This window comes from Oryzisolibacter sp. LB2S (assembly GCF_040732315.1).
GTDB lineage: Bacteria > Pseudomonadota > Gammaproteobacteria > Burkholderiales > Burkholderiaceae_C > Alicycliphilus > Alicycliphilus soli.
In genome coordinates, this window is the sequence record NZ_CP160388.1 from 84,925 (window position 1) to 98,804 (window position 13,880).

Sequence of the window (13,880 nt, forward strand, 5' to 3'; positions counted from 1 at the left end):
CCCCTCAGGCGGTCAGGCGCTGCGCGGCCCAGAGCACCTGCTCGACCACGCCGCGCACCTGATCGCGCTGCCCGGCGTCGATGAGATGGCCGGCGTCATCGAAGGCGGTTGCGGCACGCGCCAGCGCGTAGTTGCGCGGCGCAAGCCAGCAGCCCAGCAGCACCAGCAGCGGCGCCAGATGGCTTTGCGAGCGCAGGCCGCCCAGGGCGCCGTTGGAGGCGCTGAGCACGCCCACCACCTTGCCGGCGAAGGGCCGGCTCATGTCGGTCCAGACCGGGTGGCCGGCCACGGGGCTCGAGGCCCAGTCGATGGTGTTCTTGAGCAGGCCGGTGTAGCTGCCGTTGTACTCGGGCGAGCAGATGATCCAGGCCGGGTGGGCGTCCATGATTTCCTTGAGGCGGATCACGTCCGGCGGCGTGCCGCGCGCCTCGAGGTCGGCGTTGTACATGGGGATGTCGAGCTCGGAGAGCTCCAGCAGCGTAACCTCGGCGCCGGCCTCGCGCCCGAGGTCGGCCGCAATGCGCGCCAGGCGCCGGTTGAACGATTGTTGGCGGGTGCTGCCCGCAAAGACGAGTAGTTTCATGGCTGCGGATTGGAGCACAGCGGCGGCGCAACAATCCTGCATGGGTTTCACGTGAAACATGGGCCGGCACGACGGGCAAAGGCAAAGATGGGAAAATTGCAGGTTTCCCCTTGCACAGTACGCCCATGCTTTACCCCCAGGAATTTGACGTCATCGTCGTCGGCGGCGGCCATGCCGGTACCGAGGCCGCGCTGGCGGCCGCGCGCATGGGTTGCCGCACGCTGCTGCTGACCCACAACATCGAGACCCTGGGCCAGATGAGCTGCAACCCCAGCATAGGGGGCATTGGCAAGGGCCATCTGGTGAAAGAGGTGGACGCGCTCGGCGGCGCCATGGCGCTGGCCACGGACGAGGGCGGCATCCAGTTCCGCATCCTCAACAGCAGCAAGGGACCGGCCGTGCGCGCCACACGTGCCCAGGCCGACCGCATCCTGTACAAGGCCGCCATCCGGCGCATGCTGGAGAACCAGCCGAACCTGTGGCTGTTCCAGCAGGCCGTGGACGACCTGATGGTGGAGGGCGACCGCGTGGTCGGCGCCGTGACGCAGATCGGCCTTGCGTTTCGCGCGCGTGCCGTGGTGCTCACGGCCGGCACCTTTCTCGACGGCAAGATCCATGTGGGCCTGAACAACTACGCCGCCGGCCGGGCAGGGGACCCGCCCGCCGTGAGCCTCTCTGGCAGGCTCAAGGAGCTGAAGCTGCCCCAGGGGCGGCTCAAGACCGGCACGCCGCCGCGCATCGACGGGCGCAGCATCGACTTTTCAAAATGCGAGGAGCAGCCCGGCGACGGCATGCCCGGCGGCGTGAACGAGGGGCAGCTGCCGGTGTTCAGTTTCATGGGCTCGGCGACCATGCACCCGCGCCAGGTGCCGTGCTGGATCACGCACACCAACGCGCGCACGCACGAGATCATCAAGAGCGGCTTTGACCGCAGCCCCATGTTCACCGGCAAGATCGAGGGCGTGGGCCCGCGCTACTGCCCGAGCGTGGAGGACAAGATCAACCGCTTTGCTGACAAGGAGAGCCACCAGATTTTTCTGGAGCCCGAGGGCCTGACCACGCACGAGTTCTACCCCAACGGCATCTCCACCAGCCTGCCGTTCGACATCCAGTACGCACTGGTGCGCAGCATGCGCGGGCTGGAGAACGCCCATATCCTGCGCCCCGGCTACGCCATCGAGTACGACTACTTCGATCCGCGCGCGCTCAAGAGCAGCTTCGAGACGCGGCAGATCCAGGGTCTGTTCTTTGCCGGCCAGATCAACGGCACCACGGGCTACGAGGAGGCAGCGGCCCAGGGCCTGTTTGCCGGCATCAACGCCGCGCTGCAATGCCGCGGCGAGGCGCCCTGGCTGCCGCGCCGTGACGAGGCCTACCTGGGCGTGCTGGTCGACGACCTGGTGACCAAGGGCGTGACCGAGCCCTACCGCATGTTCACCAGCCGCGCCGAGTTCCGCCTGCAGCTGCGCGAGGACAACGCCGACATGCGTCTGACCGAGGCCGGGCGCCGCATGGGCCTGATTGATGACGCGCGCTGGGACGCCTTCAGCCGCAAACGTGATGCCGTTTCACGTGAAACAGAACGCCTGAAGAGCACCTGGGTGAACCCGCGCATCCTCGCCGCGGCCGAGTCCGAGCGCGTGCTGGGCAAGGCCATAGAGCGTGAATACAACCTGTTCGACCTGCTGCGCCGGCCCGATGTGAGTTACGACAGCCTCATGAGCCTGGACGGCGGCCGCTACGCGAGCGCCGATGTTTCACGTGAAACCCTGGGCGCGCTGAGCGAGCCCGTGATCGAGCAGGTGGAGATCGCCGCCAAGTATTCGGGCTACATCGACCGGCAGAAGGACGAGGTGCAGCGCGCCGCGCACTACGAGCAGCTGCGCCTGCCGGCCGAGCTCGATTACATGCAGGTCGCGGCCCTGTCCATCGAGGTGCGGCAGAAGCTGCAGAAGCACCGGCCCGAGACCCTGGGCCAGGCCTCGCGCATCTCGGGCGTGACGCCCGCGGCCATCTCGCTGCTGCTCGTGCACCTGAAGAAGGGCGGCTTCAAGGGCTTTGCCGCGGAGGCCGCGGCATGACGACCGCGCTGGCGGACCGCCTGCGTGCCGGTGTGCGGCAGCTGGGCCTGGCGCTCGACGAGGGCCAGATCACGCGCCTGATCGACTTCATGGCGCTGCTGCAGAAGTGGAACAAGGTCTACAACCTCACGGCCGTGCGCGATCCCGAGGAAATGCTCACGCACCACCTGCTCGACAGCCTCGCGGCCGTGGTGCCGCTCGAGCGCCATCTGGCCGGCGGGGCAGGGCGGCGCCTGCTGGACGTGGGCAGCGGCGGCGGTCTGCCGGGCGTGGTGTTTGCCATCTGCTGCCCGGATCTGGATGTGAGCTGCGTGGACACCGTGGCCAAGAAGGCGGCCTTCATCCAGCAGGCGGCCGCCGCCCTGGGGCTGAAGAATCTGCATGGCATCCACGCGCGGGTGGAGACGCTGACCGGCCCCTACGACGTGGTGAGCTGCCGCGCCTTCGCCGCACTCGCGGACTTCACGGCCTGGTCGCGCCGGGCGCTCGCGCCGCAGGGCGTGTGGCTGGCGATGAAGGGCCGCCATCCGCAGGACGAGATCGCCGCGCTGCCCGCCCAAGTGGAGCTGTTTCACGTGGAACAGCTGCACGTGCCGGGGCTCGATGCCGAGCGCTGCATCTGCTGGCTGCGGCCCGTGGCTTAAACTCGGAGTCTCTCCCTCCCGCTTTCCGTCCGGTTCGGCATCGCGGGCAGCGGAACATCAGTTGCCGGCATAGCGCTGGCCCATTCCAAGCAAGACCAGCGCATGGCCAAGATTTTCTGCATTGCCAACCAGAAGGGTGGCGTAGGCAAGACCACCACCGCCGTCAACCTCGCCGCCGGCCTCGCAACGATAGGCCAACGCGTGCTGCTCGTGGACCTGGACCCGCAGGGCAATGCCACCATGGGCTCGGGCGTGGACAAGCGCGCGCTGGAGCTGTCCGTGTATGACGTGCTGCTCGAGTCCGCATCTGTCAAGGAGGCCGCCGTGCTTGCCGAGCAATGTGGCTACCACGTGCTCGGCGCGAACCGCGAGCTCGCCGGCGCCGAGGTCGAGCTCGTGCCGCTTGAGCAGCGTGAGCGGCGCCTCAAGGCGGCACTTGCCGAGGTCGATGGCGACTACGACTTCGTGCTCATCGACTGTCCGCCGTCCCTGTCCATGCTGACCCTGAATGGGCTGTGCAGCGCGCATGGCGTGATCGTGCCCATGCAGTGCGAGTACTTCGCGCTCGAGGGTCTGACGGACCTGGTCAATACCATCAAGCAGGTGCACGCCAACCTGAACCGCGAGCTGCAGATCATCGGCCTGCTGCGCGTCATGTTCGACCCGCGCATCACGCTGCAAAGCCAGGTCAGCGCCCAGCTCAAGGACCATTTTGGCGACAAGGTGTTCGACACCGTGATCCCGCGCAACGTACGCCTGGCCGAGGCGCCCAGTTACGGCCTGCCCGGCGTGGTGTTCGACCCATCGGCCAAGGGCAGCCAGGCCTTCGTGGGGTTTGCGCGCGAGATGGTGGAGCGCATCAAGCGCATGTGATGCCGACGATCGCTATGAGCAAAAAACGGTTCCAGCGCCCTCCCATCAAGCGCGAGCAGCTATATAAATTATAGTAATGAAGCAACCCAGCGTACTCCTCCTGCCCGGCTGGCAGAACTCCGGCCCCGGCCATTGGCAGAGCGAATGGGAGCGGCTGCACGGCGACCTGCGCGTGCAGCAGCATGACTGGATGCGTCCGCTGCGCGGCGACTGGAGCGCGCGGCTCGAGGAGGTCGTGGCCGACACGCAGGCTCCGGTGCTGCTGGCCGCGCACAGCCTGGGCTGCATTCTGGTCGCGTGGTGGGCCGCGCACACGCGCCACGCAGACAAGGTGGCGGGGGCGCTGCTCGTGGCGCCGGGGGATGTGGAGCGGCCCGACCTGTCGGCGCAGATCCGTGGCTGGGCGCCCGTCGCGCGCCGGCCGCTGCCCTTTCCCTCCGTGGTCGTGGGCAGCCAGGACGACCCGTACTGCAGCCCCGAGCGCGCACGCGCCCTGGCCGAGGACTGGGGCGCGCGCTTCGTCGATCTGGGCCGGCGCGGCCATATCAACGCCGAATCGGGGCTGGGCGAATGGACCGAGGGCAGGGCGCTGCTGCTCTCACTGACGAACAAGGATTGAACGACATGGTCACCAAGAAACCCAAGGGCCTGGGACGCGGCCTCGAGGCCCTGCTGGGCCCCAAGGTCGAGGACAGGGTGGAGCAGGCCGCTGCTGCGGCCCAGGGCCTGCCCAGCACGCTGGCGCTGGAGCAGCTCGTGCCCGGCGTCTACCAGCCGCGCACGCGCATGGACGAGGGTGCGCTCTACGAGCTGGCCGAATCCATCAAGGCCCAGGGGGTGATGCAACCCATCCTGGTGCGGCGCCTGGCCGGTGGCGAGCATGCGGGCAAGTACGAGATCATCGCGGGCGAGCGGCGCTTTCGGGCCTCGCGCCTGGCGGGTCTCAGCGAGGTGCCGGTGCTGGTGCGCGACGTGCCCGACGAGTCCGCCGCCGCCATGGCGCTCATAGAGAACATCCAGCGCGAGGATCTGAACCCGCTCGAGGAGGCCCAGGGCCTGCAACGCCTGGTGCGCGAGTTCGGCCTCACGCACGAGCAGGCGGCCCAGGCCGTGGGCCGATCGCGCAGCGCGGCCAGCAACCTGCTGCGGCTGCTCAACCTGGCCGAGCCGGTGCAGACCATGCTCATGGCCGGCGACATCGACATGGGCCATGCGCGCGCGCTGCTGTCGCTGGACCGCGCCACGCAGATCACGGCGGGCAACCAGATCGCGGCCAGGAAGCTCTCGGTGCGCGAGGCCGAGGGCCTGGTGAAGAAGCTGGGCGCCGAGTTCAATCTGACGCCGCAAAAGCCCAAGAAGGACAAGTCGCGCGACGTCAGGCGCATCGAGGAGGAACTGTCGGACCTGCTCATGGCCGAGGTCGAGGTGCGCGTGAAAAAGCGCGTCAAGCGCGGCAGCCGCGTGGACGAGATGGGCGAGCTGGCCATAGGCTTCGGCTCGCTCGAGGAGCTCAACGGCCTCATCGAGCGTCTGAGCAGGTCATGAACGGTGGATTTGGCCGGTAGCCGACAAGAAAAATGCCAGTCAGCGTTGGGCTGACTGGCATTGCAGCGGGGGAGGCTCTGCGCCTCGCCGGGCGGTTGGTCCGAATTAGTTGCCGACCTTGAGCTGGCCGCCGCGGCCCAGGCCGCCCTTGACTTCCTGCGCCTTGTAGTTGCGCAGCGAGATCACCATGTTGTTGTAGGCATCCATGAAGGCGGCCACGGTGGCCTTGCCTTCGGGAGAGCGCGAGAAGCCGCCCAGGCCGCCCGCAGCGCCACCGCCGAAGGCACCCATGGCTGCGCCGAAGTTGGTGGCCGTGGCGTTGCCTTCGGAGATCGAGATCTGCACGCCCGAGCGGATGTCGAACATGCTCAGCGTCACGACCGAGGCCTTGCTCTGCATGGCACCGCCGATCAGCGCGCCAGCCCGGCCGAACAGGCCGCCCACCCCGGCTGCCATCTGGCCCGTGGCGTCGTTGTCGATGATGATGGAGGGCTCCATGAAGTAGTCGGCCGCCACGCGCTGGCCCTTTTGCTGCTTGGAGCCCGCGCGGAATTCACCGGAGTTGCGCTGCTTGTCGGTGATGGCGCTGAGCTTGCTCTCGGTGCGGTTGTTGCCGATGGAGGTGATCACGAAGCAGTTGGATTGCTGCACGGCCAGGCGGATCAGCGGCTCGATGGTGGTGATCTTGGTGGCGGCGCCAAAGCTGGCATACCACTCCTTGCCCCGGCCGTCATCCACGGCCAGCGTGCCCAAGGGGGCGTCGCAGCGCTCCAGCGAGGGATTGGCATCCACGCTGGCGGCGCCACCGGCCGCGCCCGTGGCGGCCGTGGGTGCCGTGCCGGTGTTGACGATGCCGCCGCCAGGAGTGACGCAGCCGGCCAGAGCCAGGGTGGCCGCCAGGGCAATGAAGGTTTTCTTGGTCATGAAAGTGCTTTCAATGGTGATGAGGGTTGGGATAAGGAGGCGTTGCAGCACGCATCAACGCAGGTACCAGCCCGATGGACCCCAGACCCAGTAATAGGGCGCGTGGATGTACCAGCCGTACCAGGAGTCACGCAGTTCCTTGCGCGCCTGGTAGTTGCCCTGGGCGTCTCGTTTGGCGGCCTGTGCCTGGGGCAAAAGGCGTGCAGCCTCCTTGTTGCCCTGTGCGGCGGCGAGGGTGAGCCAGGATTCGGCCTCTGCCGGATCGGGGCCCATCTCCTCGATTCCCACCAGATACATGCGGCCGAGCTCGAACTGGGCGGCGCCATGGCCGCGGCCGCCCGCTTTGCGCATCCATTCGATGGCCTGGTGGGTGTTGCGCTCCACGCCGTCCCCGCGCAGCAGGCGCAGGCCCAGATCGTATGCGGCCTTGGGGTCGCGTTCGGCCAGCGCGGTCAGGGCTGCCATGCGGCGCTCGGATTCGGCGTTGACTGGCTCGCCCCGGAAGGTGGCGATGTCACGTGGCTGATCCGAACATTGGTTGCCGCCAACGCAAAGGCGTACGGTGGGCGCTCGATTGATCTGTTCCGCAGGGGTCTGGCTGGCACAGCCCGCCAATGCCACGACCGTCAGGGACAGGCAGGTGATAACGACGCGCATGGGAGACTCCTTGGGATTCTTGATGCAAATTGATGCAAAAGTATATCGTGCAGATTTTTCGTCTGCGAGTGGGAGATGGCCTCCGAACTCCTTGTGTGCCGCGTGAGCGGGCCACAGCTTTCACGCGCCCTGCAACGCACCGCTGTGCATGCCGACGAATCGTGCCGGGGGCATGCCGACCGTGCGCCGCACCATGGCGCTGAAGGCGCTCGGGCTGTTGTAGCCCAGCTCGGCCGCGATCTGGTTGATGGGCCGCCGGCCCGCGGCCAGGGCCACGGCGCGCGCGAGGATGACCTGCTGGCGCCACTGAGTGAAGGTGCAGCCTAGCTCCTGACGGAACAGCCGCGCCACGGTGCGCGGGCTCGCGCCGGTGTCCTGCGCCCAGTCGGCCAGCGTCTCGTGCAGCGTGGGGTCGGCAATCACCGCCTCGCACAGCAGGCGCAGGCGCTTGTCGCGCGGCAGATCGACGCCAAGGCGCACGCTTTGGGCGCGGCGCAGCTCGTCCTGGATCAGGGCGCTCAGGTGGCGCTCGCGCTCAAGCGCCTCGGGCGGCAGCGGCGCGCCGTCGTCGGGTTCGGTGGGCATCTCGCGCACCAGGGCGCGCAGCAGGTCGGACACCTCCAGCACGCGGCATTGGCGCCACGGATCCTCCTGCTCGCGCGCCACGCCGGGGCCGCAGCGCCCGGGCGGCTGGTGGAAGTAGAGCGTGCGCAGGTCGGCGTCCTCGACCATGGTCACGGCATGTTCCACGCCGGGCGGAATCCACAGCGCGCGCGAGGGCGGCACGATGTAGGCGCCATGCGGCACCGTCAGGCGCAGCACGCCGCTGGTGGAGATGGCCACCTGCGCCCAGGGGTGGCTGTGCGGGCGCACATGGGTGTCGGCGCGCAGCTCGCGGTGCTTGGCGCGCACCGGGCGCGCACGGCTGGGCACGAACAGGTGCGGCGTGAGCGACTCCACATAGGACAGCACGCGTGTCGCACGCGGCGCCTGGGCCTGGGTCTGTGCCTGGGCGGCCACGGCGTCGGCAGATTGGTGCGGTGCAGTATGGGTTGGCATGATCGCGACAGCAATTGGCCGACTATCGTATATCGGACTCGGTCGCCTTGCCTAACATCAGCCACCATGACGACCGCCACCCCCTCCCTGCGCCAGGACGCGCGCACCATCGGCCTGATCGGCCTGGCGCATGGCTCCTCGCATTTCTTTCACATGTTGCTGCCGCCGCTGTTCCCGTTCCTGATCGCGGACTTCGGCTACAGCTATTCGGAGCTCGGCCTGCTGCTCTCGGTGTTCTTCGTGGTTTCGGGCACGGGGCAGGCGCTGTCGGGCTTTCTGGTGGACAAGGTGGGCGCGCGCCCGGTGCTGTTCGCGGCGCTGACCAGCTTTGCCACGGCCGGGCTGGTGGCGGGCAGCGCCGGCGGCTACACGGGCCTGGTGCTGGCGGCGGTGCTCGCGGGCCTGGGCAATGCGCCGTTTCACCCGGTGGACTTCACCATTCTCAACAAGCGCGTGTCGCCCGCGCGGCTGGGCCATGGCTTCTCGGTGCACGGCATCTCGGGCAACCTGGGCTGGGCCACGGCGCCGGTGTTCATGGCCGGCATCGCCACGGCCACGGGCTCTTGGCGCATGGCCTGCTTCAGCGGCGCGCTGCTGGCGCTGCTGGTGCTGGCCATCATGGTCTGGCACCGCGACGCGCTCGACGACCGCCAGGGCGCCTGGGCGCACCAGGCCAAGGGCGTGGCGGGCGGCACGGCGGCGCCCGAGCATCCCATGGCCTTCCTCAAGCTGCCGGCCGTGTGGCTGTGCTTCTCGTTCTTCTTCTGGAGCACCTGCTCGCTCAGCGCCATCCAGAGCTTTGCCGCGCCGTCGCTGCAGAACCTCTATGGCCTGCCGCTGTCGCTGACCACCATGGTCGTCACCGGTTACATGCTCTGCGGCGCCGCGGGCATGGTCATCGGCGGCTTCCTCGTGGGCCGCGTGGAGCGGCTCGAGAAGACCATCAGCATCTGCCTCTTGGCCTCGGCCACGCTGCTGGTGCTGGTGGGCCTGGGCGTGCTGCCGGGCATGGTGGCGCTGGTGGTGGCCTCGCTCGCGGGCATGGGCATAGGCATTGCGGGCCCCTCGCGCGACATGCTCATCAAGCGCGCCGCGCCGCCCGGCGCCACGGGGCGCGTCTATGGCACGGTGTATTCGGGGCTGGACCTGGGCTTTTGCCTGGCGGCGCCGGTGTTCGGCGCCATGCTGGACGCGCAGATGAATGCCAGCATCTTCCATGGCTCGGCCCTGGCCCTGGTGCTGAGCGTGGTCTCGGCCGGCTTCGTGGGCGCGGGCGTGGCGGCGCGGCGGCTGCGGGCAGCCTGAACCTGGGGGGCGGAAGGCCCCTGTCTCCTTTGGGGTGCGCGCGCGTGCCGCGTCAACCATTCGCATGGGCTATCGATCGGTCCGTGGATTGAATTGGACGCGGACGGTCAATCGTCGAAGAATGGCGCGCACAGCCATCACAACATCGGAGACAAACCATGAAGACTGTGCTTCGCGGCGCCCTGGCCGCCTGCGCGCTGGCATGCGCGGCCGCAGCGGCCCTGGCTCAGACCTACCCCAGCGGCCCCGTCACCCTGGTCGTTCCGTTTGCGGCCGGCAGCGGCACCGACTCGGTGGCGCGCGCCGTGGCCGCGGGGCTGGCCGATCGGCTCGGCCACCCGGTGATCGTGGACAACAAGCCCGGCGCCAATGCCCAGGTGGCGGCGCAGTTCGTCACCAAGGCCAAACCGGACGGCTACACGCTGTTCATGACGACCAACACCTCGCATTCGGCCAACCCGGCGCTGTACAAGAACCTCAAGTACGACCCGATCAAGGACTTCACGCCCGTGGCGCGCGTGGGCGAGCTGCCGTTCGCGCTGGCCGTGCACCCGTCGCTGCCCGTGAAGACGCTGGCCGAGCTGCTCGACTACGCGCGCGCCCACCCGGGCCAGCTGAGCTACGCCACGCCCAACAGCACCTCGCTGGTGGCCATGGAGAGCATCAAGCACATCACCGGGATCGACGTGCTCGGCGTGCCCTACAAGTCCAGCCCTCAGGCCATGACGGATCTGGTCGGCGGACAGGTGCAGGTGTATGTGGCCGACCTGGGCTCGGGCATGGGCATGCTCAAGACCGACAAGGTGCGCACGCTGGGCATCACCACGGCCGAGCCCACGCCGCTGCTGCCGGGCGTGCCGCCCATAGGCCAGACGGTCAAGGGCTTTGACCTGACCTCGTGGAACGGCATCTTCGGCCCCGCGGGCCTGCCGCCGGCCGTGGTGCAGCGCCTGAACACCGAGCTGCAGGCCGTGCTGGCCGACAGGGCGCTGCAGGACAAGCTCGCGCAGATCGGCTTTCGTGTCTGGCCCAGCAAGACGCCCGATGAGTTTGCGCAGTACGTGGCCGGGCAACTCACGCACTGGCGCACGCTGATCCAGCAGGCCGGCATTCAGCCCGAGTGAAGAATGCGACAACCCCCTGAGCGGCTGTGCCGCTTCCCCCTTCTCTCACGCTTCGCGTGGGAAGGGGGACGCCACCGGTGCTGCGGGGCGGCCCTTGCACGGTGGCCCTCGCATGGGCGCGCCTGTTTCATCGACTGCTGACAGTGCGCGACGCAATGGAGAAAGACCCCACATGACTACATCCCGCTACCTGGTGCGCGCCGCCGAGGTACCCAGCTACCAGCCCGCCAACCACCACCACACGCATAACCAGCGCCTGATCGGCCCCGAGACCGTGGGCGCGCGGCAGATGGAGGTGTTGCTGGGCACGCTGCACAAGGGCGGCGGCGCGCTGCCCCATGCGCATCCGGGCATAGAGCAGGCCTGCTATCTGCTCGAGGGCACGGCCCGCGCCGAAGTCGCGGGCGAGGCCTTCGACATGGTGCCGGGCGACATGTGCTTCTTCCCGGCCGACCAGATGCATGTCTTCACCGTCACCAGCGAGCAGCCCGTGAAGCTGCTCGTCATCTACAGCCCGCCCTATGGCGAATCCCCCGACAAGGTCATACGCCCATGAACTTCGCACTCAGCCCCGAGCAGGAACAGATCCGCGCCGCCATCGAGCGCGTCTGCGCGCCCTTTGATGCCGATTACTGGCTCAGGAAGGACATGGAGGGCGGCTTCCCGCATGACTTTCACCAGGCGCTGGCCAAATCGGGCTGGCTGGGCATCGCCATGCCCGAGGAATATGGCGGCGCGGGCCTGGGCATCAGCGAGGCGGCGCTGATGATGCACACCATCTCGGCCACGGGCGCGGGCCTGTCGGGCGCGTCGGCCGTGCACATGAACATCTTTGGCCTGCACCCCGCCGTGGTGTTCGGCACCGACGCGCAGAAGAAACGCTGGCTGCCGCCGCTGATCCAGGGCCGGGACAAGGCCTGCTTCGGCGTGACCGAGCCCAATGCGGGCCTGAACACGCTCAAGTTGCAGACGCGCGCGGTGCGCGAGGGCGACCACTACGTCGTGCATGGGCAGAAGGTGTTCATCTCCACGGCCCAGGTGGCCAACAAGATTCTGCTGCTCACGCGCACCAAGCCCGTGGAGGAATGCAAGGGCACGGAGGGGCTGACGCTGTTCTACACGGACCTCGACCGCAGCAAGGTCGAGGTGCGCGAGATCGAAAAGCTCGGCCGCAAATGCGTGGACACCAACCAGCTCTTCATCGACGGCCTGCGCATCCCCGTGGAGGACCGCGTGGGCGAGGAGGGCAAGGGCTTTTCCTACATCCTGCACGGCATGAATCCCGAGCGCATCCTGATCGCCGCCGAGGCTGTGGGCCTGGGCCGCGCGGCCCTTGCGCGCGCCGCGGGCTACGCGGCCGAGCGCGAGGTCTTCGGCCGCCCGATCGGCAAGAACCAGGGCATACAGCACCCGCTGGCCGAGGCCTGGATGGATCTGGAGGCCGCGCACCTCATGGTGCACAAGGCCGCCTGGCTCTACGACCAGGGGCAGAACTGCGGCGCCGAGGCCAACGCCGCCAAGTACCTGGCCGCCGAGGCCGGCTACCGCGCCTGCGAGCGCGCCATCTTCACGCATGGCGGCATGGGCTACGCCAAGGAATACCACGTGGAGCGCTACCTGCGCGAGTCCTGGATCCCACGCCTGGCACCGGTGAGCCCGCAGCTCATCCTGTGCTTCATTGCCGAGAAGGTGCTGGGGCTGCCCAAGTCGTACTGAGCCGCGTACTGAGCCGCGCCCAGCCGCCCCCCCCGACCCGTCATCCCCGCGAACGCGGGGATCCAGTCCCGGCGCAGGCGCAGGGCAACACGGTGGATTCCCGCATGCGCGGGAATGACGGCACAGGTGGCGCAGCGCCATGCAACAGACAACGAACCCAACCACCGCCGACCCGTCATCCCCGCGAACGCGGGGATCCAGTCCCGGCGCGGTGGCAGTGCGGCACGGTGGATTCCCGCATGCGCGGGAATGACGAAGAGGGCAGCGCGCTGCAGCTGCGCGACGCCTTCCTACAATCGGCCCCATGACTCTGCCCCGCTACACCCGTGCCCAGGCGCTGCCCGCCATCCTCGAACAACGCATCGCCATCCTCGACGGCGCCATGGGCACCATGATCCAGCGCTTCAGGCTCACCGAGGCGCAGTACCGGGGCGAGCGCTTTGCCGATTTCCCGCGCGACGTGAAGGGCAACAACGAGCTCCTGAGCCTCACGCGCCCCGACGTGATCCGCGACATCCACGAGGGGTATCTGGCCGCCGGCGCCGACCTGGTCGAGACCAACACCTTTGGCGCCACATCAATAGCCCAGGACGACTACGGCATGGGCGAGCTGGCCTACGAGATGAATGTGGAGAGCGCAAAAATCGCGCGCGCGGCCTGCGACAAATTCTCCACGCCAGACAAGCCGCGCTTCGTCGCGGGCGCGCTCGGCCCCACGCCCAAGACCGCCAGCATCAGCCCCGACGTGAACGACCCCGGCGCGCGCAACATCACCTTCGAGCAGCTGCGCGCGGCCTATCTGGAGCAGACCCTGGGTCTGATCGCGGGCGGCGCCGACGTGCTGCTGGTCGAGACCATCTTCGACACCTTGAACGCCAAGGCCGCGCTGTTCGCCATCGACGAGGCCTTCGAGCAGACCGGCGAGGTTCTTCCCATCATGATCAGCGGCACGGTCACCGACGCCTCGGGCCGCATCCTCTCGGGCCAGACGGTGACGGCCTTCTGGCACAGCGTGCGCCATGCCAATCCGCTGTCGATCGGCCTCAACTGCGCGCTCGGCGCGGCGCTGATGCGGCCCTACATCCAGGAACTCAACCGCGCGGCGCCCGACACCTTCATCAGCTGCTACCCCAACGCCGGCCTGCCCAACCCCATGAGCGACACCGGCTTCGACGAGACGCCCGAGGTCACGAGCCGCCTGGTGCATGAGTTTGCCGCCGAGGGGCTGGTGAACATCGTGGGCGGCTGCTGCGGCACCACGCCGGACCATATCGGCGCCATCGCGCGCGCCGTCGCGCCCGTGGGCACGCGCCGGCTGTTCCAGCCGCAGCCCGCGTGATGCTAGTTTGTTTATAGCTACCTGCGCTTG

General features: G+C 68.3%; 14 protein-coding genes. 10 read left to right on the forward strand and 4 right to left on the reverse strand.

Annotation, left to right across the window (positions count from 1 at the left end; translation table 11 throughout):
- Positions 1–4: 4 nt before the first annotated feature.
- The gene (locus tag ABUE11_RS00380) at positions 5–583 is read right to left on the reverse strand and encodes an NAD(P)H-dependent oxidoreductase (RefSeq protein WP_367066956.1); all 579 of its coding nucleotides are present in this window, start codon (positions 581–583) and stop codon (positions 5–7) included.
- 125 nt (positions 584–708) lie between these two features.
- Between ABUE11_RS00380 and mnmG the strand changes: the two genes are divergently transcribed.
- The 5 genes from mnmG (at position 709) to ABUE11_RS00405 (ending at position 5,726) form a co-directional block, all read left to right on the forward strand.
- On the forward strand, positions 709–2,664 hold the full coding sequence (mnmG, locus tag ABUE11_RS00385) for a tRNA uridine-5-carboxymethylaminomethyl(34) synthesis enzyme MnmG (RefSeq protein WP_367066958.1): 1,956 nt from the start codon (positions 709–711) through the stop codon (positions 2,662–2,664).
- On the forward strand, positions 2,661–3,308 hold the full coding sequence (rsmG, locus tag ABUE11_RS00390; protein ID WP_367066960.1) for a 16S rRNA (guanine(527)-N(7))-methyltransferase RsmG: 648 nt from the start codon (positions 2,661–2,663) through the stop codon (positions 3,306–3,308). Before mnmG ends, rsmG begins: the two co-directional genes overlap by 4 nt.
- A 102-nt stretch (positions 3,309–3,410) precedes the next feature.
- Positions 3,411–4,181 (forward strand): AAA family ATPase, encoded by a 771-nt coding sequence (locus ABUE11_RS00395; RefSeq protein ID WP_367066961.1) that lies wholly within the window; start codon positions 3,411–3,413, stop codon positions 4,179–4,181.
- Positions 4,182–4,257: 76 nt separating this feature from the next.
- Positions 4,258–4,800 carry an alpha/beta hydrolase gene (locus ABUE11_RS00400; protein ID WP_367066962.1) on the forward strand — a complete coding sequence of 181 codons (543 nt, stop codon included), beginning with the start codon at positions 4,258–4,260 and terminating at the stop codon, positions 4,798–4,800.
- Positions 4,801–4,805: 5 nt separating this feature from the next.
- Positions 4,806–5,726: a ParB/RepB/Spo0J family partition protein gene (locus tag ABUE11_RS00405; RefSeq protein WP_367066964.1), complete on the forward strand. Its 921-nt coding sequence runs from the start codon at positions 4,806–4,808 to the stop codon at positions 5,724–5,726.
- 105 nt (positions 5,727–5,831) lie between these two features.
- On the opposite strand, the gene ABUE11_RS00410 is transcribed toward ABUE11_RS00405, so the two are convergent.
- The 3 genes from ABUE11_RS00410 to ABUE11_RS00420 form a co-directional block, all read right to left on the reverse strand.
- Positions 5,832–6,650 (reverse strand): hypothetical protein, encoded by an 819-nt coding sequence (locus ABUE11_RS00410; protein ID WP_367066965.1) that lies wholly within the window; start codon positions 6,648–6,650, stop codon positions 5,832–5,834.
- 54 nt (positions 6,651–6,704) lie between these two features.
- Positions 6,705–7,115, reverse strand: coding sequence for a sel1 repeat family protein (locus ABUE11_RS00415; RefSeq protein WP_367066967.1), 411 nt, complete (start codon positions 7,113–7,115; stop codon positions 6,705–6,707).
- Positions 7,116–7,427: 312 nt separating this feature from the next.
- A complete protein-coding gene (locus ABUE11_RS00420; protein WP_367066968.1) occupies positions 7,428–8,366 on the reverse strand; it encodes a helix-turn-helix transcriptional regulator in 939 nt (312 codons plus the stop codon).
- Positions 8,367–8,432: 66 nt separating this feature from the next.
- Between ABUE11_RS00420 and ABUE11_RS00425 the strand changes: the two genes are divergently transcribed.
- From ABUE11_RS00425 to ABUE11_RS00445, 5 genes are all read left to right on the forward strand, one after another.
- Positions 8,433–9,671 carry an MFS transporter gene (locus ABUE11_RS00425; protein WP_367066970.1) on the forward strand — a complete coding sequence of 413 codons (1,239 nt, stop codon included), beginning with the start codon at positions 8,433–8,435 and terminating at the stop codon, positions 9,669–9,671.
- Positions 9,672–9,829: 158 nt separating this feature from the next.
- The gene (locus ABUE11_RS00430; protein ID WP_367066971.1) at positions 9,830–10,795 is read left to right on the forward strand and encodes a tripartite tricarboxylate transporter substrate binding protein; all 966 of its coding nucleotides are present in this window, start codon (positions 9,830–9,832) and stop codon (positions 10,793–10,795) included.
- 172 nt (positions 10,796–10,967) lie between these two features.
- On the forward strand, positions 10,968–11,351 hold the full coding sequence (locus ABUE11_RS00435; protein WP_367066973.1) for a cupin domain-containing protein: 384 nt from the start codon (positions 10,968–10,970) through the stop codon (positions 11,349–11,351).
- Entirely contained in the window at positions 11,348–12,511 is a 1,164-nt protein-coding gene (locus ABUE11_RS00440) for an acyl-CoA dehydrogenase family protein (protein WP_367066975.1), read from the forward strand. The genes ABUE11_RS00435 and ABUE11_RS00440 overlap by 4 nt, the downstream gene beginning before the upstream one ends.
- A 304-nt stretch (positions 12,512–12,815) precedes the next feature.
- Positions 12,816–13,850, forward strand: coding sequence for a homocysteine S-methyltransferase family protein (locus ABUE11_RS00445; protein WP_367066977.1), 1,035 nt, complete (start codon positions 12,816–12,818; stop codon positions 13,848–13,850).
- Positions 13,851–13,880 lie beyond the last annotated feature (30 nt).